28 protein-coding genes are annotated in these 25,517 nt (G+C 38.7%); 26 read left to right on the top strand and 2 right to left on the bottom strand.

Going from position 1 to position 25,517, the window contains the following annotated elements:
- Positions 1-113 precede the first annotated feature (113 nt).
- Positions 114-899 carry an SDR family oxidoreductase gene (locus KQ486_RS01230; RefSeq protein ID WP_216686548.1) on the top strand — a complete coding sequence of 262 codons (786 nt, stop codon included), beginning with the start codon at positions 114-116 and terminating at the stop codon, positions 897-899.
- Positions 900-947: 48 nt separating this feature from the next.
- Here KQ486_RS01230 and KQ486_RS01225 read toward each other — a convergent pair whose 3' ends face one another.
- Positions 948-1,340, bottom strand: a complete 393-nt coding sequence (locus KQ486_RS01225; protein ID WP_216686547.1) for a rhodanese-like domain-containing protein — start codon at positions 1,338-1,340, stop codon at positions 948-950.
- A 292-nt stretch (positions 1,341-1,632) separates the two neighbouring features.
- Between KQ486_RS01225 and KQ486_RS01220 the strand changes: the two genes are divergently transcribed.
- Positions 1,633-5,319 (top strand): vitamin B12-dependent ribonucleotide reductase, encoded by a 3,687-nt coding sequence (locus tag KQ486_RS01220; protein WP_216686546.1) that lies wholly within the window; start codon positions 1,633-1,635, stop codon positions 5,317-5,319.
- A 534-nt stretch (positions 5,320-5,853) separates the two neighbouring features.
- On the opposite strand, the gene KQ486_RS01215 is transcribed toward KQ486_RS01220, so the two are convergent.
- Complete coding sequence (locus KQ486_RS01215; RefSeq protein ID WP_144158490.1) at positions 5,854-6,213, bottom strand: SA1362 family protein; 360 nt, start codon at positions 6,211-6,213, stop codon at positions 5,854-5,856.
- Between the two features lie 123 nt (positions 6,214-6,336).
- Here KQ486_RS01215 and KQ486_RS01210 point away from each other — a divergent pair, with 123 nt between their 5' ends.
- From KQ486_RS01210 to ahrC, 24 genes are all read left to right on the top strand, one after another.
- On the top strand, positions 6,337-6,819 hold the full coding sequence (locus tag KQ486_RS01210) for a YqhR family membrane protein (protein ID WP_144158493.1): 483 nt from the start codon (positions 6,337-6,339) through the stop codon (positions 6,817-6,819).
- A gap of 81 nt (positions 6,820-6,900) precedes the next feature.
- The gene (gene aroQ / locus KQ486_RS01205; protein ID WP_216686545.1) at positions 6,901-7,335 is read left to right on the top strand and encodes a type II 3-dehydroquinate dehydratase; all 435 of its coding nucleotides are present in this window, start codon (positions 6,901-6,903) and stop codon (positions 7,333-7,335) included.
- 13 nt (positions 7,336-7,348) lie between these two features.
- The gene (locus tag KQ486_RS01200) at positions 7,349-8,410 is read left to right on the top strand and encodes a M24 family metallopeptidase (protein WP_216686544.1); all 1,062 of its coding nucleotides are present in this window, start codon (positions 7,349-7,351) and stop codon (positions 8,408-8,410) included.
- Between the two features lie 23 nt (positions 8,411-8,433).
- Positions 8,434-8,994, top strand: a complete 561-nt coding sequence (efp, locus tag KQ486_RS01195; protein ID WP_144158502.1) for an elongation factor P — start codon at positions 8,434-8,436, stop codon at positions 8,992-8,994.
- A 275-nt stretch (positions 8,995-9,269) separates the two neighbouring features.
- A complete protein-coding gene (spoIIIAA, locus tag KQ486_RS01190) occupies positions 9,270-10,265 on the top strand; it encodes a stage III sporulation protein AA (RefSeq protein WP_216686543.1) in 996 nt (331 codons plus the stop codon).
- Positions 10,207-10,719 (top strand): stage III sporulation protein SpoIIIAB, encoded by a 513-nt coding sequence (spoIIIAB, locus tag KQ486_RS01185; RefSeq protein WP_144158508.1) that lies wholly within the window; start codon positions 10,207-10,209, stop codon positions 10,717-10,719. The genes spoIIIAA and spoIIIAB overlap by 59 nt, the downstream gene beginning before the upstream one ends.
- 17 nt (positions 10,720-10,736) lie before the next feature.
- A complete protein-coding gene (gene spoIIIAC, locus KQ486_RS01180; protein ID WP_144158511.1) occupies positions 10,737-10,946 on the top strand; it encodes a stage III sporulation protein AC in 210 nt (69 codons plus the stop codon).
- Between the two features lie 13 nt (positions 10,947-10,959).
- The gene (gene spoIIIAD, locus KQ486_RS01175; protein WP_144158514.1) at positions 10,960-11,352 is read left to right on the top strand and encodes a stage III sporulation protein AD; all 393 of its coding nucleotides are present in this window, start codon (positions 10,960-10,962) and stop codon (positions 11,350-11,352) included.
- A 16-nt stretch (positions 11,353-11,368) separates the two neighbouring features.
- Positions 11,369-12,535, top strand: a complete 1,167-nt coding sequence (spoIIIAE, locus tag KQ486_RS01170) for a stage III sporulation protein AE (RefSeq protein ID WP_144158517.1) — start codon at positions 11,369-11,371, stop codon at positions 12,533-12,535.
- 13 nt (positions 12,536-12,548) lie between these two features.
- Complete coding sequence (gene spoIIIAF, locus KQ486_RS01165; protein WP_216686542.1) at positions 12,549-13,145, top strand: stage III sporulation protein AF; 597 nt, start codon at positions 12,549-12,551, stop codon at positions 13,143-13,145.
- 4 nt (positions 13,146-13,149) lie between these two features.
- Positions 13,150-13,761, top strand: coding sequence for a stage III sporulation protein AG (gene spoIIIAG / locus KQ486_RS01160; RefSeq protein ID WP_144158523.1), 612 nt, complete (start codon positions 13,150-13,152; stop codon positions 13,759-13,761).
- A gap of 10 nt (positions 13,762-13,771) precedes the next feature.
- Positions 13,772-14,470: a SpoIIIAH-like family protein gene (locus KQ486_RS01155; protein ID WP_216686541.1), complete on the top strand. Its 699-nt coding sequence runs from the start codon at positions 13,772-13,774 to the stop codon at positions 14,468-14,470.
- 257 nt (positions 14,471-14,727) lie between these two features.
- Positions 14,728-15,246, top strand: a complete 519-nt coding sequence (gene accB, locus KQ486_RS01150) for an acetyl-CoA carboxylase biotin carboxyl carrier protein (protein ID WP_144158529.1) — start codon at positions 14,728-14,730, stop codon at positions 15,244-15,246.
- A gap of 13 nt (positions 15,247-15,259) precedes the next feature.
- Positions 15,260-16,621, top strand: coding sequence for an acetyl-CoA carboxylase biotin carboxylase subunit (gene accC, locus KQ486_RS01145; RefSeq protein ID WP_144158532.1), 1,362 nt, complete (start codon positions 15,260-15,262; stop codon positions 16,619-16,621).
- Between the two features lie 16 nt (positions 16,622-16,637).
- Entirely contained in the window at positions 16,638-17,027 is a 390-nt protein-coding gene (locus tag KQ486_RS01140) for an Asp23/Gls24 family envelope stress response protein (protein WP_144158535.1), read from the top strand.
- 182 nt (positions 17,028-17,209) lie between these two features.
- On the top strand, positions 17,210-17,590 hold the full coding sequence (gene nusB / locus KQ486_RS01135; protein ID WP_144160108.1) for a transcription antitermination factor NusB: 381 nt from the start codon (positions 17,210-17,212) through the stop codon (positions 17,588-17,590).
- 13 nt (positions 17,591-17,603) lie between these two features.
- On the top strand, positions 17,604-18,458 hold the full coding sequence (locus KQ486_RS01130) for a bifunctional 5,10-methylenetetrahydrofolate dehydrogenase/5,10-methenyltetrahydrofolate cyclohydrolase (RefSeq protein ID WP_144158538.1): 855 nt from the start codon (positions 17,604-17,606) through the stop codon (positions 18,456-18,458).
- A 29-nt stretch (positions 18,459-18,487) separates the two neighbouring features.
- Complete coding sequence (gene xseA, locus KQ486_RS01125) at positions 18,488-19,840, top strand: exodeoxyribonuclease VII large subunit (RefSeq protein ID WP_144158541.1); 1,353 nt, start codon at positions 18,488-18,490, stop codon at positions 19,838-19,840.
- Positions 19,833-20,090 carry an exodeoxyribonuclease VII small subunit gene (gene xseB, locus KQ486_RS01120; RefSeq protein ID WP_144158544.1) on the top strand — a complete coding sequence of 86 codons (258 nt, stop codon included), beginning with the start codon at positions 19,833-19,835 and terminating at the stop codon, positions 20,088-20,090. Before xseA ends, xseB begins: the two co-directional genes overlap by 8 nt.
- The gene (locus tag KQ486_RS01115) at positions 20,080-20,958 is read left to right on the top strand and encodes a polyprenyl synthetase family protein (protein WP_255439594.1); all 879 of its coding nucleotides are present in this window, start codon (positions 20,080-20,082) and stop codon (positions 20,956-20,958) included. The genes xseB and KQ486_RS01115 overlap by 11 nt, the downstream gene beginning before the upstream one ends.
- A 699-nt stretch (positions 20,959-21,657) precedes the next feature.
- Positions 21,658-22,266, top strand: a complete 609-nt coding sequence (locus KQ486_RS01110) for a CNNM metal transporter family protein (RefSeq protein ID WP_144158550.1) — start codon at positions 21,658-21,660, stop codon at positions 22,264-22,266.
- A gap of 17 nt (positions 22,267-22,283) precedes the next feature.
- On the top strand, positions 22,284-24,176 hold the full coding sequence (gene dxs / locus KQ486_RS01105; protein ID WP_144158553.1) for a 1-deoxy-D-xylulose-5-phosphate synthase: 1,893 nt from the start codon (positions 22,284-22,286) through the stop codon (positions 24,174-24,176).
- Between the two features lie 3 nt (positions 24,177-24,179).
- Entirely contained in the window at positions 24,180-24,986 is an 807-nt protein-coding gene (locus KQ486_RS01100) for a TlyA family RNA methyltransferase (protein ID WP_144158556.1), read from the top strand.
- 73 nt (positions 24,987-25,059) lie between these two features.
- On the top strand, positions 25,060-25,512 hold the full coding sequence (gene ahrC, locus KQ486_RS01095; RefSeq protein WP_216686540.1) for a transcriptional regulator AhrC/ArgR: 453 nt from the start codon (positions 25,060-25,062) through the stop codon (positions 25,510-25,512).
- Positions 25,513-25,517: the final 5 nt, after the last annotated feature.

The following is a 25,517-nucleotide window of genomic DNA, read 5'->3' as shown; positions in this document are numbered from 1 at the left end:
TTTTCTTGTCGATCATAGGCAGGTAATCCGGCTAGTGTCGTTCCACCATTCGTTTATGACCATGTGAAAAGGGAAGAAAGTTATAGAAGAAACGTAAAAAAGGAGGCTTTGCTATGAGCAAAACGATATTCATTACAGGTGCAGGAAGCGGACTAGGTAGAGGCACCGCAATTGGTTTAGCAAAAAAAGGCCACCATGTGATTGCAACGACAGAAACGACTTCACAAAAAACGGACCTCATGCGTGAAGCCAATGATAAAGAATTATCAATGGAAGTTTTCAAATTGGATATTACAAATGAAATTGATTTAGCTCAGATAAATCGATATGATTTTGATGTTTTTCTTGCGAATGCAGCCATCAATGAACGCGGTCCGTTGGCTGAAATACCCATGGAGCGATTTCGTCAGATTTTTGAAATTAACGTCTTTGCAACATTAAAATCAGTTCAACACGCAGCAAAACAATTTGCTGAGAAAAAAAGAGGTAAAATCTTATTTATGAGTTCGATTGCCGGAATTCTCGGAGCTCCATATGGCGGTCCATATGCTGCGACAAAGCATGCGATTGAAGCAATGGCATCTAGCTTGGCAAAGGAGTTAAAGCCTTTTAACGTACAAGTAGGCACGATTAACCCAGGCCCATTCAACACAGGGTTTAATGATCGAGCGGCAGAGGAACAGTGGAAATGGTTTGACCCAGATACCAATTTCAGTGATGCAGAGGATATGAAGGAAAAAGAAAAAGGTTTAAACAATCAATATGATCCTAAAGAAATGATTGATAAGATGATTGATGTTATCCCTCAGGATCATCATAACTACCGTACAGCTTTTCCACAGGAAACAGAAGACAAAATGAAAGAGATGCAACAAGAGAGATGGGAAGCGGAACTTTAATTAAAAAGATGTCAGCCAGGAAATAAATCCTGGCTGACATCTTTTTATCTAATATCCTTTTTTCTTTGCTTTTACCTTACCTGTCCACTTACTGAATCCACCTTTTAGCTGATTCAAATCTTCATATCCTCGTTTATGCAGTAAGCTTGCTGCACGATTTGAACGTGAACTTCTTTGACAATATAAATAGACAGGCTTATCTTTACGAATTTCATTTAACCGTTGTTTCATCTGTGTCATCGGAATATTACGAGCTCCGAGAATGTGTCCTCTTTCAAATTCTTGTGGCTCACGGACATCAATCAATTGTGCTTTACGATAACCCTCGATAAATTGCTCTTCCGTTAACGTTTTCAAGTAACGTTGACGCCGTATATTTTGAATGACAACGAATACAATCAATATCGCTGCGATGACTAAAATTGTAAATAAAATATCCAATTGAATTCCCCTCTTTTCTTTTCTCTACTGTATATTATAAATAGATTTTATATAAGATTCAAAGGTATATCATGAATTTTTTAAATTGCTTTAAAAGCGATGGACAGCCAATTTTTGAATATAACTTGATAAAATGTTTCGGACACCATATATAGTGGTAATATTGATAACAAAGAACTATATGTGGAGAATTCTGTTGCTTTTTTGATGCTGATTTGGTATGGTGAAAACAATGTTATAATACCAGAAATCGATGAGCTTTGTCGAATTCTTGGGTGAAGGAGTGTAACGGATGCAAAGTTTGAAAGAAAAAACCAGTACATTGGATATTGAACAACTGAATGATGATATTAAACAGTTTACACAGGTACATCCAATTACATCAGATATGAAAACGACACATAAAGGTGTATCTCGCCTAGTTATGTTAGATCGGTATGCCTTTAAAGACACAGAGAAAAAAACATTAAAGGCTGGAGATTTTGTCGTCTTAACGATTAAAGAAGATCCGAAATTCCCTGCACGAGGAACCGGCTTCATTACTGAAATCAATAAAGCTAACAACCAGGCTACCGTACAGGTTGAGAGTGAATTTTTACATGTGCTTGAAAAAGAAGAGGAGCGAGAAAGTGGTAAAATTGTTCGCCCATTAAGTACGATTGATAAGCCGCTTGAAGTTTATTATGAACAAATTGCATTACGAAACGCAACGGGACTTTCTGAGGTAGAAACCGATCCTGAAAAAAGACAAGTTTGGTTTGAAAAATTCTATCATGAACTTTCAAATTTGAATTTTATACCTGCAGGCCGTGTTTTGTATGGAGCGGGTTCGAATACAGATGTAACTTACTTTAATTGTTACGTAATGCCATTTGTAAAAGACTCACGCGAAGGAATTAGCGACCACCGTAAACAAGTGATGGAGATTATGTCACGTGGTGGTGGTGTCGGAACAAATGGTTCTACACTCCGACCACGTAACGCACTAGCAAGAGGTGTTAATGGGAAATCTTCAGGTTCTGTTTCTTGGCTGGATGATATCGCCAAACTAACACATTTGGTTGAGCAAGGCGGTTCAAGACGCGGTGCACAAATGATTATGTTAAATGATTGGCATCCAGACATTATTGAATTCATCATCTCTAAAATGCAAAACCCGAGAATTCTAAGATATCTGATTGAAAATATTGAAGATGAGACAATTCAGCAAATGGCCAAAGACAAGCTCAAATTCACACCGCTGAATGAAACAGAAGCACAAATGTATCAAGGTGTAGTAAATTATAAGCATATTCCCGGCCAAGGAGGATTTTCAGACCAGAACATAAGAGATGCTGAAGAAAAGCTCCGTGATGGTGGAACATATAGTGTACATCACCCGGAATTCTTGACCGGAGCCAATATTTCAGTTTGTATAACAGATGAATTTATGGAAGCCGTCGAACAGGATGAAACTTATGAATTAAGGTTCCCGGATGTTGAAAATTATACAAACGAAGAAATGGACTATTACAATGCCAATTGGCATGAGGTTGGGGATGTTCGCGAATGGGAAAAAGAAGGTTTCGGAATTCGCACGTATAAAACCATTAAAGCAAAAGATTTATGGAATTTAATTAATATTTGTGCGACTTACTCAGCCGAGCCAGGGATCTTTTTCATCGATAATGCGAACAAAGAAACAAACGCTACTGCTTATGGTCAAAAAGTGGTCGCGACGAATCCGTGTTTCCATCCATCTACAAGAATATCAACAGAGTTTGGATTAATGACGATCGAAGAATTATACAAAAAAGTCGGCAACAAATCCTTCTTAACGGCAACTGATAACCGTTTGATAGAACAAGCGAAGGTGGTCAACGGTAGAGATCAAGAAGTGCCAGGCATTACACACCGTGAAGCGATTGTATTTCCAACAGGAGAAAAACAAACATTGGATATACAATTGAAGAACGGTATGAAGCTAAATGTTACGCCAGATCACCGCGTTTACACGGATAAAGGTTGGAAAGAAGCACAAGAATTGACGAAGGAAGACCTAGTTTATATTCAATCCGGTGAAGGACAATTTGCGGAACACGACGGGATCGGAGAGAGAGCTGGATTGTTCCTAGGTTGGTTAACAGGCGATGGCTGGCTTTCAAAAGATCGCCGTGTTGGACTTGTGTTTGGTAAAGATGACCAAGAAATCATCCCTGAAATTCTCGAAATTGGCCATGAATTAAGTGGTTTCACACCAAAAGTCATGGAAAGAGAAAATGGTACGTTCCAAGCAAGCTATAACCGGAAAGCATTTACGGATCAAATGAATGCGTGGGGCGTTAAATCGTGTCGTGCGCACGAAAAGAGAGTTCCTGAATCCATTTTCACAGCTAAGAAGTCAACGGTAACCAATTTCTTGCGTGGCCTCTTCTGTGCTGATGGAACGGTATATACGAAAGATAAGAATCATCGTACAGTTCGTTTAACATCTACATCTAAAGAGTTATTGCAGGACACACAGCTACTCTTATTGAACTATGGCATTCACGGAAAAATCTATTCACGTGAAAAGCGCAATCAAATGAATTTCCGTTATGTAACAAAAGAGGGTGAAGAAAAGGTTTATGAAAGTAAACCATTCTATGAACTAGTCATTTCAGGAAATAACTTGTCATTGTTTAAAACAGAAATTGGATTCAAGCACATTCAACGAAAAGAAGATTTGTTAGCAGTCGTTCCTAAATCATCTCGCAAAAATGAAAAGTTCGTCACGAAAGTTGAGAGCATTGATGAGGGAGAGGTTGTAACTGTTTACGATATTACAGAGCCAGAAACGCACTCACTGATTGCTAATGGTGTCGTCGTTCATAACTGCGGCGAACAACCACTAGCACCGTATTCTGTCTGTAACTTAGCAGCAGTCAATCTAGCAGCCATTGCGGACAAGCAGCAAGCGAAGCCTGATTTTGAAAAGTTGAAAGAAACTGTAAGAGTTGGCGTTCGTATGCAAGATAATGTCATTGACTCAACGCCATATTTTCTTGAGGACAATAGAGTGCAAGCACTAGGAGAAAGAAGAATCGGTTTAGGTGTTATGGGATTACATGATCTCTTGATTTATTGTCAAACGGAATATGGTTCCAATGAAGGTAATCAATTAGTTGATAAAATATTTGAAACGATTGCCACAACAGCCTACCGTGAATCCATTCAACTGGCTAAAGAAAAAGGAAGCTTCCCATTCTTAATCGGGGAGACGGAGGAAGAAACGCAAGAACTTAGACAGCGTTTCATTGAGACAGGGTATATGCAAAAGATGCCAGAAGATATTCGTGAAGGTGTTCTACAATATGGAATTAGAAACTCTCATTTGTTAACAGTTGCACCAACCGGCTCAACAGGAACAATGGTAGGTGTGTCAACAGGATTAGAGCCATATTTCTCCTTCACTTACTATCGTAGTGGAAGACTTGGTAAATTTATCGAAGTTAAAGCGGATATTGTAAACGAATATTTAGAACTTCATCCAGAGCAAGATCCAGATAACCTTCCGAAGTGGTTTGTTACGGCAATGAGTCTATCACCAGAGGCCCACGCAGATACACAATGTGTCATTCAGCGTTGGGTAGACAGCTCTATTTCAAAAACGGTCAATGCGCCTAAAGGGTACCGTGTCGATCAAGTGGAACAAGTGTACAGAAGATTATATAAAGGCGGTGCTAAAGGTGGTACGGTTTATGTAGACGGTAGTCGAGATAGCCAAGTATTAACCTTGAAAGCCGAAGAAAATGATTTCTCTGAGCAGACAGAATTGTTCGAGGAAGAAGAAAAGAAAGTTGTCCTTGTCGATACTGTTAAAGAGTTGGAAAAGACGAATATGAACATCGGTTCTGAAATCGGTGATACTTGCCCGGTTTGTCGCCAAGGGAGTATTGAAGACGTTGGTGGATGCAACACATGCACAAACTGTGGTGCTCAGTTGAAGTGTGGATTGTAGATATTGAATAGAATAAAGAGAAGCAGTCTTTATTCTATGAACAGTGTTCTAAATGAATGGTAGTTTTAAAAATTAACCAATTAATAAAAGATGATCTCGATCGAAATTCGGGATCATCTTTTTTAGTTCGTTTTCATAAGACTCAATTTCATAATTGCTCTTTTTTAAATGCTTTAGTTGAACTAGCTGTATTTCTCTGGATCTAGTCTTCGCTAGATAGACTAGCCAGCTACCTAATACTCGGTCTATTCGACTGAAATCAGAGTCACGCATTCGATTCGGTTGATTAGCCGCTATCTATTCGATCGAAATCAGAATCTCGTTTCCGATTCGGGCATTGATACTCTCTGAACGACGTTTTACGCTTCCCTGACAACGATGAGCGCAAATTTTTGAAATTGATTCATTAAGGTGTTTTAAAAATCGGAAGCCAAATGACAAAATGAAACCCTAGCTTTGGACTTTTTTAATAGTCCACTGGCTAGGGTTATGGTTGCAATCATAGATGTTGTATTACAAGTAGCAAGCATATTATTATTTTTTATTACCTTCAATAACGCGCAACTCTGGTTGATTGCCTGATCTTTTTTTGATCCGCGGCATCCGTTGCAGTTTTGATTGGCCACCTGTCTTTGCTTTCATGTTTGGTTTTACTTTAGCTCCAGATTTTCCATACATCTGTTTTGACTGCTTCAGTGCCTTTTTATAACCACTACTCACATTGCTTCTTCTTCGTACTAAGAAGAAATAGAGTAGAAAACCAACAATGACTGCGACACCAATCATCATCAGCATATTTCGTAAAAAGCCTCCTGGATTGATAATCAGTTGGCCTACTAAACCAATTACAGCAAGAATCGCAATTCCATAAGCTATCCATTTACCCCACTTCATTATTAGGCACTCCTTTCTATCCGACCTTTATTTATCATCATTATACCACTTTTGGATATCTATATACCTATTCTTATTGTATGATTTTCCCTTAATCGTCCAAATTAAAACCGAGGTGATTTGATGAGTGAGGAAAGTTATCCGAGAAAAAATCAAAATTTACTGGTGAAAAGCTTGGTAACTGGTTTTGTCGGTGCGTTATTATGGGGGGCAATCAGTTCGCTTGGTTACTTCATGTCTTTTTCGACTGTTTCGCATGCGAGTTTTATCCTTCGTTCGTTTTTTACAGGAAGCTGGACAGAAGGGTGGTCTGGAGAACTGATCAGCCTTCTCATCCTTGGTTTATTAGGCACCATTCCGGCAATTATTTATTATTATTTCTTTAAAAAGTTCGCACGTGTCATTCATGGGGTAATCTATGGAGTGATCTTATGGGCAGTTTTTTTCATTTTGCTAAACCCATATTTCTCTTACGTTCCAAATTTTAATGAACTAGAAATGGATACGATTGCGGCAACGGTTTGCCAGTTCGTTATGTACGGAGTATTCGTCGCCTACACGATTGCTTTTGATGCGAATGGTGAGCGGATTACTTTTCAAGAATAAGATTACAATTATCGGATGAATAACATGCCTGTACATTTTATGATAAACTAAAATTATTGTAGGAAAAAAAGGGGAATAGGCATGGAGAAGATTCTACTTCTAAATGGACCGAATTTAAATATGCTTGGCAAACGAAATCCTCAAGTGTATGGAACGGTTAATTTTGAAACGATTGAGAAACGTGTGCGAAACTTCTTGGTTGAACACGATATTTCTTTAGAGAGTTTTCAATCGAATCATGAGGGGGAATTAATTGATGCTCTTCATGAAGCGGATGACAACTATTCAGGGATTATTTTTAATCCAGGAGCCTATTCGCATACAAGCATTGCATTAAGAGATGCAGTGGAAGCCATTTCGACACCTGTCGTAGAAGTGCATATTTCCAATATTTATGCTAGAGAATCTTTTCGACAGTATTCGTATCTAGCTCCTGTAGTTTCGGGGCAAATTACCGGATTTGGGATAGAAGGATACTTAATGGCAGCTTATTCATTTTTGAAAAAACAATCATAAAGGGGAGAAAAACATGGAGAAACTACATAAGCTCAGAGAAATCATTAGAGAAGAAAGTGTAGACGGCATGTTGATTACGAATGGACAGAACAGACGTTATATGACTGGATTCACAGGTACTGCCGGAGTCGTATTGGTTACTGAAGATGAAGCTGTTTTCATTACTGATTTTCGGTATACAGAACAAGCGAAGGATCAAGTAAAAGGATTTACGATTGTCGAGCATAAAGGCCCGGTTCACGTCGAAGTGGCAACCCAAGTCGAACAACTGGGAATCAAGAAATTAGGATTCGAGAAACAAGATTTGACTTATGCCATATTTGAACTTTATAAAAATGCGCTAAAGAGTGAATTTGTTCCAGTTAATGGATTAGTGGAGAAATTACGCATTGTAAAATCTGATGAAGAACTTGCAATCATGAAAGAAGCCGGCAAAATTGCAGATGCCGCTTATGAACATATCCAGGGATTCATTAAACCAGGCGTCAAAGAAATTGACGTTTCGAATGAATTAGAATTCTTTATGCGTAAGCAAGGTGCAACGTCATCATCCTTTGATATAATTGTTGCTTCTGGTTACCGAGGAGCTTTACCTCATGGAGTTGCCTCCGATAAGGAAATTCAATCGGGAGAGCTAGTCACCCTTGACTTTGGCGCATTATATAAAGGATATTGTTCAGATATTACCCGTACGTTAGCCGTTGGTGAAGTCAGTGACCAATTAAAAGAAATTTATGATACCGTTTTACAGGCACAGCTCAAGGGAATGGAAGGGACAAAAGCCGGCATGACAGGAAAAGAGGCTGATGCACTTACCCGTGATTATATTGAAGAAAATGGATACGGCTCTTATTTTGGACACTCTACTGGTCACGGATTAGGGATGGATGTACATGAAGCGCCAAGCTTATCTTTGAAATCGGATACCGAGTTGAAACCAGGTATGGTTGTAACCATTGAACCAGGGATCTACATCCCGAATGTCGGCGGTTGCCGAATTGAAGATGATATTGTTATTACTGAAAATGGCAATGAACCACTGAACTTTTCAACAAAAGAATTAATTACTCTTTAAAAGAGAGTAGAGGAGGAATAGGAATGATTTCAGTAAACGATTTTAAAACAGGACAAACAATCGAGCTTGATGGTTCCATTTGGCAAGTTCTCGAATTTCAGCACGTAAAACCGGGTAAAGGTGCAGCGTTTGTTCGGTCGAAATTAAAAAATCTTGAAAACGGGAATACCCAAGAAAAAACGTTCCGAGCTGGAGAGAAAGTGAACACGGCACATTTGGAACGTCGCCCAATGCAATATTTATACTCGGTAGATGAAGACCATACATTTATGGATACAGAAACATATGATCAACTTGATATTCCAGGAGATACGATTAAAGAAGAACTGAACTTCTTAAAAGAAAATAGCCAAGTGACCGTTATGATTTATGACGGAAAAACACTGGGCATTGAATTACCAAAGAACGTTGAACTTGAAGTAATCGAAACCGAACCCGGCATAAAAGGTGATACAGCCAGTGGTGGAACAAAACCTGCAAAACTAGAAACAGGATATTCTGTACAAGTACCTTTCTTTGTCAACCAAGGAGACCGGTTAGTCATAAGTACAAGTGATGGAAAATATGTTTCCAGAGCTCACTAAATTTTGAATGAAAATTAAACCTGTAGTTAACGCCAATTTAGACGTTAACTACAGGTTTTTTTATACCCGGAATAATGTCTTTCTACCACTTTTTAATTACCCTCTGTTTTACTCCTTCTTTAATTAAAATTAATCAGACAACGAAATATATCATGATTCTCGCGAAATTCTCTTAAGCGTTAACGAAATAAGAATCACTTAAGTAATAGATTTCAAACGCATAACTCGAACCTACGCCTCATAGAATGAGATAAGACAAGCAAGGGGGAAGTTTTTTGGAAGAAGTATTAAACGTGTTACCACCATATATTGTAAGCAAAATAAAAGAATCTGTAACAGCGAGTGAACTGAACGAATTAGAAGAAATTCGGCTTCGGGTTCACCGACCGACTGAAGTGGTATTAACGTCAAGATCGATCATGATTGATTCCATTCAGCTGACCCAAGAAGAATCGAAAAGATTTTTAGCTCGAATTAGTCAGCATTCTGTATATCGGTTAGAAGAAGAGCTGAAAAGAGGGTTCATTACTTTACCTGGAGGGCACCGGATAGGTTTGAGTGGATCAGTGAATATCCAAGATGGAATGGTTAAGGCAATTAGCCATGTTTCATCATTTAATATCCGGGTTGCTAGAGCAATTATTGGTTCTGCTCAGATGATTAGTCCAATGATCATGGACAACCATTCAAATGTGTTGAATACGTTGATTGTGGGTCCACCGAAAACAGGAAAAACAACTATTTTGCGAGATATCATCAGGCAAATAAGCGATGCAGAGAATGGTTTTCAGCACCATCGTGTTGGGTTAATTGATGAGCGAAATGAAATTGCAGCGACATTAAACGGTATCCCACAACAGCCTGTCGGAAATCGAACGGATGTAATGTCCGATTGTCCGAAGGCAGAAGGAATCATAATGATGATTCGATCAATGTCTCCAGAAGTGATTGTTGTAGATGAAATTGGCCATGAAAAAGACTCACAAGGGTTACTTGAGGCAGTCTATGCAGGAGTTAAGTTGATCTGTAGTGTTCACGGAGAATCGATAGAAGATATACAGAAAAGACCTTCAATTCAAGCGTTAATTCGTGAAAGAGCCATCGAGCGCTTTGTTTTCCTAGATCGACTGTCCCCACCTGGTACTGTCAAAAACGTATATAACCATCGGTTTGAAGAAATCAAAAGAGCCGAGAGGATAAGGAGTGTACAGCATGAAATGGATCGGCATGCTGCTCATCCTGTTCACGTGCACGTGGGTAGGAATCGATAAATCAAATAAGTTTAAAGGTAGAACCAATCAATTACGCGAATTCATTCAAGCACTGCAATTAATGGAAGCAGAAATGACATTTGGAAAGTTGCCGATTCAGTCATTGTTTGAATTACTTTCTGAACAATTAAGCGAGCCAGTTTCCCACTTTTTCGACGATCTCAATAAGCGACTCACACACGTTGATTATTCACTTCAAGAAGTTTGGCAGGAGACCATTCAAAATCACTTTCATCGGCTGGCACTGACTAAAAAAGATCTCCATGTATTGAAGCAATTTGGAGATACATTAGGATTGCACGATTTAGTGCAACAAAAGAAACAAATTGAGTTAGCATCGATTCATTTACATAAGCAGTTGAATGAATCTGTTGAAGAGGAGAAACGGTTTGCGAATATGAGCCGAACATTGGGATTACTGACAGGCGTTTTAATTGTATTGGTTTTGATTTAGGAGAGGGGGATGAATCGATGCAAGATATTTATATTTTGTTTCAAGTGGCAGGTGTCGGCATTATTGTCGCAATCATTCATACCGTTCTGAAACAAATGGGTAAGGAAGACATTGCTCATTGGGCAACTTTAATTGGCTTTATTATCGTCTTAGTGATTGTCATCGATTACTTATCCCGTTTATTCAACCAAATTAAATCCGTTTTTATCTTACAAATGATCATGTAAAGGAACGGTATACATGGGATCAATTTTACAGCTTTTCGTTATTATCATGGTAGCCGCAATGTTAGTCGTCATCGTCCGTGAACAAAATGAGTCTATTAGTTTTTTACTCGTTTTACTCCTTGGAATTTTTGTTTTTTTGTTTGTGTTAAACCAAGTCGAACAACTATTTAATTTATTTCAGTCCATTGTTTCTAAATTCGATGTATCACTGCTGCACCTAGATACGATGATCAAAGTAATTGGTGTGGCGTATCTGACAGAATTCATCTCACAGCTTTTAAAAGATGCTCAGTTGAACTCAGTTGCCGTCAAGGTCGAAATAGTCGGTAAACTTTTTATCCTATTATTAGCTTTACCGATTTTCATCTCAGTCCTTGAAACATTAATGTCATTTATTCCGCAATAAAAAGGAGATTAGATCGATGCGGTTTTTCGTCGCCTTCTCTGTCGTTGTCTTTATGATTTTAGCTTTTATTCCTGTACATGCAACTGCAGAGGAGCAACAAATGGACTTGGAAATGGATGAGCAATGGATCGACACCGAAGAAATACAAGTCTATTGGCAGGACGCACTCAGACAATATCGTGAATTTATACCACTATCTGCAGATGAACATTGGTTGGATGCTGTAAAAGATGGATCCATCTTTTCGATTAAAGATTGGTTCAATGGGTTCCTACTGTTTTTCTTGGAAGAATGGCGTACAAATGGCAAGTTAATCGGCATGCTATTTTTACTCTCCTTATTGAGTGTCTTTTTGAAAATTCTCGTCGGTTCATTTGAAAATAGCTCAGTCAGTAAGATCAGTTACTTAGTTATTTTTGGTGTTTTATTGACTGTGGCGATATCTAGTTTCTACCAAGCCGTTAATTATACAACAGAAACAATTGAGTCGCTAAGTCACTTTATGTTTGCCTTATTACCACTCATGTTAAGTTTGATGGCTTCATTTGGAAATGTTGCGACGGTTGCTTTTTTTCAACCATTAATACTTGTGTTTACCCAAGTTTCAGGAGTTCTGATCAGTAAGTTGGTTCTACCGTTACTATTCATTTCAGCAATTTTACATATTGCTAGTTTCGTTAACGAGGAGTTTAACGTTTCACGCCTGGCTGATCTATTTAAATATGTTGCTTTTGTCATTATGGGTGCATTTTTAACCTTATTTGTTTCACTCATGTCTTTGCAAGGTGTGAATGCTGCTGTGACAGATGGTGTCGCGATCAGAGCTGCCAAGTATGTGACAAGCAATTTTATTCCTGTCATAGGCCGGATGTTCACAGATGCTACGGATACAGTTCTCTCAGCTTCCATATTATTAAAAAATTCGATCGGGATTGCAGGTGTCATCATCATCTTGTTGATTACTTTATTTCCTGTCATTAAGGTACTTGTGATTGGATTGATTTTCAAAGTGACTTCTGCAGTACTTCAACCGATTGCCGATGGTCCAGTCGTGGATTTAATCGATGTAATGGGAAAATACATTCTATATATTTTAGTTGCTTTATTACTCATGTCACTCATGTTTTTCTTTGCGATTGTGATGTTGATTATTGTCAGTAACATGACGCTGATGATCCGCTAAGGAGGTGTCTCCAATGTCATTTTTAATGAACTGGGTTTCGCAAATCGTCTTATTTATTTTCTTGGCGACAATTGTCTCCTTATTGATACCGAAAAATTCACATGAAAAAGTAATTAAGCTCGTATTTGGATTAATTGTGTTTCTATTATTTCTTCATCCATTGAAAATGATTTTCCAAGTGGAACCTGATCAAATCATTTCGCAAATACAGTTGGAGGAATTCTTACAAGGAGAAAAAGTTATAGAAAAAGAGATTTCTGATAAAAAAATAGAAATACAAGCCTCCACTGATGCATATATATTAGAACAGCTAGAAAAACAAGTAGAAAACACGGTAGGTGAGGAGTTGATGGCTACATATGGCGTAAGTGTTCAAGACATTTCTATCCAGATGAAAGAAAGCGCAACCGAAGAAGAACCTCAAATGGACGAGGTTACATTCAGACTTGCAGAAAATAAGCAAGAATTAGTCGAACCAATTGAAGATGTATCAATCCCTGCTAGTAACCATACAGACCGGAGAGATCGTGATATAGAAATCGCACAGTCGATTTCTTCATTATTAGATCTTCCTCTTCAGGCAGTTGAAATTGAATGGGAAGGAGGATGATCCGATGGGTCTTAAACAGTGGTTTCAAACAGAATCCGAGAAAGGTCAAAAACCTACTAAAAAATCATACGTTTTGCTAATTGGGCTAGTTGGAATCTTGTTCATTCTCGTTTCAAATATCTTTTCAGATTCTTCGAAAGAGGATGAACAACCAATGACAGAAAAGCAAGAAGTATTTCTGAAGAATGAAGCCAAAAAAGAAACAAATGAACGGAACATCACTCAAATTCAAGAGGAAACAGAAGATATGTTGACAGAAGCATTGAATGCTCTTGCAGGCGTATCCGATGTACAAGTTGTCGTTCAATTAAATGCTTCGGATTTAAAAATTTATGAAAAAAACCAAACAACTAGTTATCAAAAAACCGATGAAGATGATCAGAATGGTGGTACGCGCACAGTTGATGACGAAACCGTCGAAGATCAAACAGTGCTAATTCGAAAAAACAATAATGAAGAACCATTGTTGATTCAAACAAGAAACCCTGAGATTCGAGGGGTGTTAGTCATTGCAGAGGGGGTTGATCAAATTCAGGTCAAGCAAATGGTAATCGATTCAGTTTCAAGGTTGTTAGATGTATCTACGCACCGAATAGCAGTAATGCCAAAAAGTTAGGAGGAATATAATGGTTTTAAAGAAACAAACAGTCTGGTTGATTACAATGTTGAGTTTATTGATTGTATTGAGTGTGTACTATATGCTTCCGGGTGATGACCAAGCAGCGATGAGTGATTTAGAGGATGACCAAAAAGAAGAAGAACGTTCAGATGAAGAAGAAGGTGACGATGCTGAAAGTGGAAATTTCGTCGTATCTGAGCTACCAACAGGTGATTATTTCCAAACCATCCGACTCGAAACGGAAGATGCTAGAAGTGAAATGAAAGAAAAGCTCTCCGAAGTCATTTCTTCCACTACAGCGACTAGTGAAGAAAAAAATGACGCCATGGACCAAATCTATTCCATTGAAACCGTTTCTCAAAAAGAATCTTTGTTAGAAAAGATGATCATTCAAGAAAAAGACTATGAAGATGTCCTTGTTCGTAAAGACGATACAAATGTAAATGTTACTGTTATGGCCAATGAGTTGTCCAAAACAGATGCCAACCATATTATGCAAATGGCGCGTGATGAATTTGGTATGTTGGACGTTTCAGTAAAGTATCAAGGTGAAGTCAGTCAACAAGAGGAATCCGGTGATGAACAAGAGCAAGACGAATCTGGTGATAATGAACAGTCACAGCAAGACGAATCCGGTGATGATGAACAATCGGATGATACGCAAGAGGATGAAGAACAAGAGCAAGAACAAGAAGATCAAGCTTAATTATGAATTTGATACATTCATTTATACACCAATCGGGATCATTAATCTTGGTTGGTGTTTTTGTTTTGTTAAGCCTTGATGGATGTAATGTCATCTTCTTAAAATGAATGAGTCTAAAGGCTGAATTGACTTACCTGCGAGCTTGATTTTGTTCGCTATTGGCAAATAGTTGTGAAAATTAAGTTGAACATTGATTGCCATTTATCGTACAATTAAACCATTAACGCATGATTAAATTGAAAAGGAGTGCCAATGATATGCTAAAGGTACAAGAGATTCGCGAACTGATCAAATTAATTGACGAGTCATCAATTACAGAATTTAAGTATGAAACAGATAATGCTGAGGTTCATTTAAAGAAAGGAACAGGAGAAGCGCCGGCTGCTCCAACCGCTCAACCTTCAGTAGTGCAACCAACTGAACAATCAGCTCCAGCATCAACATCTGAGAAACCTGAAGCGGCAAGCCAACCAGAAAAAACAGCTGAAAAACCAGCAGAAAAACAAGAAGAGGCAGTAGATACTCCTACAGATTATGATCATGAAATTACCTCACCGATGGTTGGTACATTTTATGCCTCCCCATCACCAGATGAGGATCCATATGTTAAAACAGGGGATCGAGTAGAAGGTAACTCTGTTGTATGCATTGTAGAAGCAATGAAGCTATTTAATGAAATCGAAGCCGAAGTAAACGGAGAAATTGTAGAAATATTAGTTGAAGACGGCGAGTTGGTTGAATACGGACAACCGTTGTTTAGAATTAAAAAAGCGTAAGGAGGGATTGTCCGTGATTGAACGAATTCTAGTTGCCAACCGCGGTGAAATTGCCGTGCGAATTATACGAGCTTGTAAAGAAATGGGCATTGAGAGTGTTGCTGTATATTCTGAAGCCGATAAAGAGTCATTGCATGTTCAACTGGCAGATGAAGCTTATTGTATCGGACCAACCTCTAGTAAAGACAGTTATTTGAACAAGACAAATATTATGAGTGTTGCGAAGTTAACGAATTGTGATGCCATTCATCCTGGATATGGTTTCTTAGCTGAAAATGCTGATTTCGCAGAGATGTGTGAGGAATGTAACGTCATCTTTATCGGTCCGAGTGCTGAAGCGATTTCTAAGATGGGGACAAAAGATGTTGCGCGAGAAACGATGCAAGACGCCGGCGTCCCAATTGTACCTGGATCAGAAGGTATTATCGCTGATGTGGAAGAGGGTAAAAAAGTAGCTAATGAAATCGGTTATCCTGTCATCATTAAAGCGACAGCTGGCGGTGGCGGAAAAGGGATCCGAGTCGCTAAAAATGAAGAAGAATTGATAAAAGGGATTCGACTTACCCAAAATGAAGCAGAAACAGCTTTCGGAAATCCGGGTGTTTATTTAGAAAAATACATTGAAAATTTCCGTCACGTCGAAATTCAAATCATGGCAGATGGTCATGGGAATGCTGTGCACTTAGGAGAGAGGGATTGTACGGTTCAAAGACGATTGCAGAAGTTGATTGAAGAAACTCCTTCTCCAGCAATTAATGAAAAAACAAGAGCCGATATGGGACAGGCAGCAGTACGTGCAGCTCAAGCAGTTGACTATATCGGCGCAGGAACAGTTGAGTTTATTTACGACTTGGAAGACCAAACATATTATTTCATGGAAATGAATACACGGATTCAAGTAGAGCATCCTGTCACAGAAATGGTTACTGGAATTGATTTAATTAAGGAAATGATTCGTGTATCCAGTGGTGAAGAATTATCGGTCAAGCAAGAGGATATTCAATTCGAAGGTTGGTCAATTGAATGTCGGATTAATGCCGAAGATCCATATAAAAACTTCATGCCTTCTGCAGGAAGAATTGAAATGTATCTGCCACCAGGAGGTTTTGGGGTTCGCGTGGATTCTGCTGCTTATTCCGGTTGGATGATACCGCCTTATTATGATTCCATGATTGCGAAATTAATTACACATGGTGCCACAAGACAAGAAGCTATTGATAAAATGAAGCGTGCTTTAGATGAATTCATGATTGAAGGTATTCACTCAACAATTCCTTTTCATCAACGTATGATGAATCACTCTGTATTCGTTTCAGGTGATTTCAATACGAAATTCCTTGAAAATTATAAAGTAATGGAAGAAGATGGAGAGTAGAAAGAGGTGAGCATTAATGGATGATAAACAACTGTTGAATGTCAGTGATGACGAATCGTTAGGACGTGTAGAAATCGCACCGGAAGTAATTGAAGTCATTGCAGGAATTGCTGCAAATGACGTCAGTGGCGTTGCGAATATGCGTGGAAATATCGCATCGAATGTTTCAGAAAAATTAGGTAAGAAAAGACACGGAAAAGGCGTTAAAGTGGAATTGAAGAATGAAGGGATCAAAATTGATATCTTCACCGTTCTTGATTATGGGATATCTGTTCCAACTGTCGCACAAAAAATACAAGATAATATCCGGACAACATTACGAAATATGACTGCATTAGAGATTCTAGAAATCAATGTTCACGTTGTCGGTATTCAGATTGAAGATAAGTCTGAAGAAAAAGCGTAAAAGTAAAAAGTCTAACAATGGAAAGAGTTCTTTCTGTTGTTAGGCTTTTTTATTGTCATCTGCTGCTAGATGAACTTGTTCAATATATTCTTTTTTATTTCTCATGTTTCATGGTAAACTAACGAAGGATATTATGTATATAATAATAAGTGAAAAGTGGTTAGTTAAGGAGTTTATATATGATTTCAAGAAAACACGCAAGAGAAAAAGCATTTCAAGCATTGTATCAATTGGATATCAACGAAACAGTGAATTATGAGGATTTATTCCGAGCAATTGAGGAAGAAGTGGATGCATACGCTCATGAACTGATCGAAGGGGTCTTTAAATATCGACAGAAAATCGACGCGGCAATCAGTGAAAAATTAGAAAAATGGTCTTTTAATCGTATAGGCACAGTGGAAAAAACAGTACTTCGAATTGCTGTGTATGAAATTTTGTATATAGATGATGTGCCTGTTAAGGTTTCAATCAATGAAGCTGTTGATATAGCGAAACGTTTTAATGAAGAGCAATCCGGAAAATTCATTAACGGTATTTTATCAAAATTCACTACAAAATAAGGGGGAACGCACAATGACCAAAATTATGTACGGAACTGAGTTAGCCAACAAAATGCGTTCCGACTTAAAGAATGAAGTAGAAGACTTGGCGAAAAAAAATATACAACCAGGCTTGGCTGTAATTATTGTTGGCGATGATTACGCTTCGAAAACGTATGTGCGAATAAAGCGAAATGCAGCAGAAAAAATCGGGATCTACTCGAAAATAGTTGAATTCACCGATGATCTACAAGAAGAAACACTCATCAAAAAAATTAATGAATTCAATGAAGATGAAAGTATCCATGGAATACTGGTCCAGCTTCCTCTTCCACCACAAATTGACGAGCGTAAAATCTTAGAAACGATCAAGCCAGAAAAAGACGTAGATGGATTCCATCCCATTAATGTAGGTCGATTATCAAATAATCAACCAGGGTTTATTCCCTGTACTCCACTAGGCATTGAAAAAATGCTTACTTATTATGGAGTGGAAGTAGCAGGTAAACATGCAGTCATTGTCGGACGAAGCAATATTGTCGGAAAGCCGATTGGGCAAATATTATTAAATAAAGATGCAACTGTTACTTTCTGTCATTCAAAAACGAAAAACTTGAAAGAAATCACAAAGCAAGCTGACCTTTTGATCGTTGCGGTTGGTCAAGCACATACCATCACCGAAGATATGATCAAAAAAGGAGCAGTCATTGTTGATGTTGGAAACACTTATTTGGAATCAGGCAAGGTGGTTGGAGATGTTGCTTTTGAAGAAGTAAAAGAAAAAGCGGATTTTATAACACCTGTTCCTAAAGGTGTCGGACCGATGACGATCACAATGCTTTTGTATAATACGGTTCTTTCAGCAAAGACACAAATAAGTCAAGACTAAAAATTATTGGCGTCAAAAGGTGGAGAGAAATGGATAAACGATATTTGACGGTTACTGCCTTAACAAAATATTTAAAGAGAAAGCTTGAAACAGACAAACATTTAAGGAATGTATGGCTACAAGCAGAGATCTCCAATTTCAACCACCACTCACGTGGTCATATGTATTTTACATTAAAAGACCAAAACTCAAGAATTTCTGCCGTCATGTTTTCATTTCAAAATAAGTTTATGAAATTTCGACCTGAGAATGGCATGAAAGTTTTGGTTAAGGGCGAAGTGAATCTCTATGAACCACAGGGACAGTACCAGCTTTATGTACAAGCGATGGAACCTGATGGGATTGGTTCACTTTATTTAGCGTATGAAGAATTAAAGAAAAAACTAACGCAAGAAGGTTTATTCCAAGAAGAACGCAAAAAACAAATACCTTCCTTTCCAAAGCATATCGGCATTATCACTTCGCCTACAGGGGCAGCTATTCGTGATATTTTAACAACAATCGAACGACGCTTTCCGTTTATCAAACGAACATTACTTCCCGTCAATGTCCAAGGACGAGATGCCGCTCCATCGATTGTAAAAGCAATTGAAAAAGCGAATGATGAGTCATTTGATGTGTTGATTATTGGTAGAGGTGGAGGCTCTATTGAAGAGCTTTGGGCTTTCAATGAGGAGCAAGTTGCACGCGCGATCGCAAAATCATCGATTCCGATCATCTCAGCTGTTGGTCATGAAACGGACTTTACGATAAGCGATTTTGTCTCAGATTTACGAGCACCTACACCGACAGCTGCAGCAGAACTCGCTGTACCATCCATGCTTGAATTACATAATCAATTAACCCATCTGGAAAACCGTTTGAATTATCACTTGAACGCAGAAATCAAACGAAAAAAAGAGCAACTCAGATCATTGGAAAACACCTACGCTTTTAAGTATCCGGTTCAACTAACACAACAGAAAGAACAGGATTTTGATCGACTCGTCGCCGGATTAGATCGGAATATGCGGATACTTCTAGATCGAAAAGAGCAACAATTTGAACGTCGGAAAGAACAGATGATCAGCCATTCACCTCGTCACCTTGTTGCGGAAAAGAAGAGCGAGCTACATTATTTATCGCAATCAATCGTGAAGTCTGCATCGAATCTTTTCGATCATAAAGCGACTAAGTTCTTTAATCAATTAGAAAAACTGACAATCTTAAGTCCGTTGGAAACGATGAAAAGAGGCTACGGGATCGTTTACCAATCTTCCGGAGAGCTTATAAAGACAACTGAAAAAGTAAACGTCGGCGACCAAGTTCGTGTATCTTTATCGGATGGAATGATGGATTGTAAAGTGGAACAATTAATCGAAAGGAATGATTCGGATGTCTGAAGAAACAAAGACGGCCAACGAGGAACTGAACTTTGAGCAGGCGATGGAACAATTGGAAGAAATCGTGCGTGCATTGGAAGAGGGTGACGTACCATTGGAAAAAGCGATTGAGCTGTATAAAAAAGGTATGGAACTTTCAAAAATCTGCAATCAAAAATTAACTTCTGTCGAAAAAGAAATGACGCAAATCATGAAAGATAATGGTGCAACGGAAGATTATACAATGGAGGAAGAACCAGGTGAAAATTGATCGTTTCATTTTGGATAAACAAAAATTCATTGATAGCAAGTTAATTGAATTGGTTGGAGATCTTCAAGCACCAGGTCATTTGAAAAAAGCGTTCGACTATGCAATAAAAGCAGGAGGAAAGCGATTACGCCCAATACTAATGATGTCGACGTATGAAGGCTTTTCGAATTCAATAGATAAAGTAACACATCCAGCTCTTGCTTTGGAATTCATTCATACCTACTCTTTAATTCATGATGATTTACCGGCGATGGATGATGACGATTTACGTCGGGGGCAACCTACCTTGCACCGAGAATTTGATGAAGCCACCGCAATATTAGTTGGAGATGGTCTACTGACGTATGCCTTTCAATTGATTTCCTCTTCACCGAACCTGGAAGCCGAGGAAAAAATATATGTCATTCAACAATTGAGCCAAGCAAGCGGCATTGACGGCATGATCGGTGGACAATATTTGGATTTAAAAGCTGAAAACGAAGAAATTGATGAGTATGAATTATCCACCATTCATAATAAGAAAACAGGAGCATTGATTCAAGCGGCGATTAAAGTTGGTGCCTATTTAGGTGGGGCCACACCACCACAAATTGAATCATTGCAATCTTTTGGGTACTATTTAGGTTTAATATTTCAAGTTCAAGATGATCTATTGGATGTTGAAGGCGATGCCACACAACTAGGAAAGCCAATCGGTAGTGATGTAGCTAAAAACAAGAGCACCTATCCGAAACTACTCGGCTTACAAGAGGCAAAAAAACGAAAAAGCCAATATATGGAAAAAGCAAAGGAAGCCTATATAGCTTCTAATGTTGATCAACCATATCTTCTACAGCTTATTGATGTGTTTGGCAACCGTTCAAATTAGGTTCAATAAATTGTATGAACATAACTTCTGTGATAAAATAAAATTAATTAGGGAGTGGAACAGTATTCTAGTCGACCCTCCATTTCTGAAGGCGGGCCTAAAAATCCGCCAAAGGGCACATCGATGAAGTTCCTTGTGTTGGCTTGAGGCGCCCAGCCTGGGGTCAATGCTGGGAGTTAAGGTTGTAGGGCGATCCACAAAGGCATGTGGGCGTAGACCCTGCTTCCGCGGAGGCCCACTATTGTGTTTCGATGATTGCGCTTATCGAGATATGAAGTGGGGTATGAACCTGCTGGATAGGGGGGAACTCTATCGGCAGCGTAGCCTGCCTTGAGTGGTAGTTAGGGGATTGCAATTTAACATGGTGAAACGATTGGCCGTCGTTACAGCGTGTGAGCACAATTGCATGAAATAATTACTGCAAAAGAGGCTAGGAAATGGTCAAAGGTTGTTGAGGAAATCTCCTAGACTGTCGTAACATGCACTTAAATGGGATTATGGTGTGGACTAAGTGGTAATCCAGTCTAGCTGGCGGTGACGCGGCTAAGGTTGCTTTAAAGGGAAACCGCCAATGTGGCAACACATGGTAGTGACTTGGGAAAACCTACTGGACCTAAGCCACAATTTTTACCATTTAAGTGTCCATTCCCTCGATACATATGCGTTATTTGGTTAGTATGCGCTTAGATGAGGGTACTTATGAAAAAAAGTTTGTTAAAACGTTCAATTAAATTTAGTATTGGAATTGCCGTTATCACTGCTGTGTTAGCGGCCATTTTTTCAGTTATATCAAATGCTTCGTTAGAAGGTACAAGCTGGTATTTAGGCTTACTTATTGTTTTATTTATTGTATTGATTGGTGTATTCTTTGATATGATGGGAGTAGCTGCTGCAGCTGCAAATGAAAAGCCATTTCATTCGATGGCTTCTGAAAAAGTGACAGGTGCACGAGAAGCGATTGTCATCGTGAGAAATGCAGATCGATTTGCTACATTTTGTAACGATGTAATCGGGGATATTTCAGGGATCATTAGTGGTGCAGCATCAACTTTAGTCGTCATTCAATTGGCGGCCGTATTTCAATCAAATGATCTAACCAACCTACAATTCATATTAAATATCACACTAACAAGCTTTGTAGCCGCGTTGACGGTTGGTGGAAAAGCAATAGCGAAGACATATGCCATTCACCGCTCAACAGAAATTATATTAGTTGTAGGGAAAATGTTTGCTTTTTTCGATAAAAAGTTGCATATTAAAATTTTACCCGATTTAAAGAAAAAGAAGCGAAAAGAAATAAAAACATAAGGTGAGGGATCCGGATTATGGATCTTAAAGATATTAAGACTCCATCTGATATCAAGCAATGCTCGATCGATGAGTTAAAAAAACTAAGTAAAGAAGTTCGTCATTTTCTAATTGAGGAGCTTTCTAAGACAGGTGGCCACTTAGGTCCCAATTTAGGCGTTGTCGAATTGACGATTGCTCTGCATCATGCTTTTGACAGCCCAAAGGATAAATTTATTTGGGATGTTGGACACCAGGCATACGTCCATAAAATGTTGACGGGACGTATGGAAGGATTCAATACACTAAGACAGTATAAAGGACTTTGCGGGTTTCCTAAGCGTTCGGAAAGTGACCACGATATTTGGGAAACTGGTCACAGTTCCACCTCTTTGTCGGCAGCAATGGGAATGGCAATTGCGAGAGACATTCGTGGCGAAGACCATGCTGTTGTTCCGATTATCGGTGATGGTGCGTTGACCGGTGGAATGGCACTTGAGGCATTAAATCATATCGGACATGAGAAGAAAAATATGATTGTCATTTTAAATGATAACGAAATGTCTATTGCCCCTAACGTAGGCGCTCTGCACAATGTGTTGGGCCGACTTCGGAGTGGACAAAGATACAATTATGTAAAAGACGAAATGGAATATCTTTTGAAAAAAGTTCCTGCAATCGGAGGCCGACTAGCATCAACAGCCGAGCGAATGAAAGACAGTATGAAGTATTTCGTTGTTCCGGGGATGTTCTTTGAAGAGCTTGGATTCACTTACTATGGTCCAATTGATGGACATAGTTATGAAGATTTATTCCGTTCAATTCGTTACGCGAAGAAAACGGAAGGACCAATAATCCTCCATGTGATCACGAAAAAAGGTAAAGGTTATCGTCCAGCGGAATCGGATACGATCGGTACATGGCATGGTGTTGGACCCTATAAAATCGATTCAGGTGAATCATTGAAAAAAAGCAGTTCAGGCCCTGCTTGGAGTAAGGTGATCAGCGATTCCTTGATGAAAATCGCAAAAGACGATGAAGAAGTAGTCGCTATTACTCCAGCAATGACAGTCGGATCAAAGTTAGAAGATTTCAAGAAAGAATTTCCAGATCGTTTATTTGATGTCGGAATTGCTGAACAGCATGCAACAACAGTATCTGGTGGACTGGCAGCTGTTGGAATGAAACCATTCTTATCGATTTATTCGACGTTTTTGCAACGAGGATTTGACCAAGTGGTTCATGATATCGCCAGACAAAACTTACCTGTGACCTTTGGTATTGACCGGGCTGGTCTTGTGGGAGCAGACGGAGAAACACATCAAGGTGTTTTCGACATTTCCTTCTTGCGGCATTTGCCAAATATGAGAATTATGATGCCGAAGGATGCGACTGAGGCACAGAATATGGTTTATACAGCATTGAACCAAACAGATGGTCCAATGGCAATTCGGTATCCTCGTGGGAATGCAAAAGAGGCGCCAAAAGACGTTCCATTTGAAAAGGTTCCAATCGGTTCTTGGGAAGTTCTTAAAAATGGACAAGATGGTGTCATCCTTGCATTTGGTACAATGCTTGATGTGGCGTTGAAAGCTGCTGATCAGTTAAGCGAAGAAGGTTTATCTGTTCGCGTAGTTAACGCGCGCTTTATTAAACCGTTGGATGAGAATATGATTAAACAAATCGTGAAAGAAAATATACCGATTTTAACGATAGAAGAGCATGCCTTACAAGGTGGTTTCGGAAGCGCTGTTCTTGAATTTATTGAACAAGAAGACTATTTATTCCCATATGTTTATCGAATGGGACTTCCAGATTATTTTGTTGAACACGGTAGTGTCGGTGAGCTACTTGAAGAAACAGGTTTAACTGTAGAAAATGTTAAGAAGAAGATTAAACGAATTGTACCATTACAAAAGAAAAGAGCTTAACGTATGAAAAGAGTTCGATTAGATGTCCTTTTAGTCGAAAAAGGTTATTTTGAAACAAGAGAAAAAGCAAAACGATCTATAATGGCCGGTCTTGTTCACTCGGAAAACGAGCTATTGGACAAGCCGGGTGTTAAGATCGATCCAAATACAAAAATTACCGTTAAAGGAAAAGCAGTACCTTATGTAAGTCGAGGTGGCTTGAAGTTAGAAAAAGCGTTAAAAGAATTTAATGTCAATATTGCTAATAAGTTAGTGATGGATATTGGTTCTTCTACAGGTGGTTTTACGGATTGCGCCTTATCTTTTGGTGCCAAGGAAGTTTATGCCATCGATGTAGGATATAACCAGCTTGACTGGAAAATGAGAAGTGATGAACGTGTGCATGTCATGGAGCGAATGAATTTTCGCTATGTCACACCTGAAGATCTAAAATACGGTAATCCGAATTTTGTTGTAACGGATGTTTCATTTATATCTCTGCGATTAATTTTCCCCACGATAAAAAAGCTTGTACAAGATGATACTGATATTATAGCTTTAATTAAACCTCAGTTTGAAGCAGGAAAAGAAGAAGTCGGGAAAAAAGGGATTGTCCGCAATCCAAAGACGCATGAAAAAGTCATCCGTGAGCTAACAGACTTTATCGTTTCTGAGGGCTTTCAAGCCATAGCATTAAGTTATTCACCTATTACGGGTGGTGATGGGAACATCGAATATTTGATTCACGCAAAGTGGTCGACAGAAGGAGAAATAGATCTCATCAGTGATAAAATTAATGAGGTCATTTCATCAGCTCATCAATCTTTATAAGAACCTTGGTTAAAGTCTGTGTACTTGCAATGGTGAAAATGTCGTAACCTTTAGGAATAGTGAGGAATGACAAGTGAAAAAGACGCAACGGTTAATTAAAATGCGTGAGATTATTACAAAGAATGAGATCGAGACGCAAGATGAACTCGTTCGCCAGTTCAATGAACAAGGTTATAATGTAACGCAAGCGACAATCTCACGTGATATTAAAGAACTCCAATTGGTCAAAGTGCCGACGGAAAAAGGAACGTATAAATACAGCTTACCGATTAAATCAACTGGAAATCCTCGTGAAAAGCTCTCCCGGTCTTTAATGGACAATTTAGTGACAATCGATCAGGCCAACTGTTTTATTGTTTTAAAAACATTGCCTGGTAATGCTCAATCGGTTGGTGCTTTAATCGATCAATTGGATTGGGAAAATATGATGGGAACTATTTGTGGAGACGATACTTGCTTAATTATTTGTCGATCGGAAGAAAGTCGTGCGGCAGTATATGAACGATTTATGGAAATGATTTATTAATTGAG

This window comes from Allobacillus halotolerans, assembly GCF_018967645.1.
GTDB lineage: Bacteria > Bacillota > Bacilli > Bacillales > Alkalibacillaceae > Allobacillus > Allobacillus halotolerans.
Note: the sequence above shows the minus strand (reverse complement) of the source record. Positions and strands in the feature narration are given on the sequence as shown.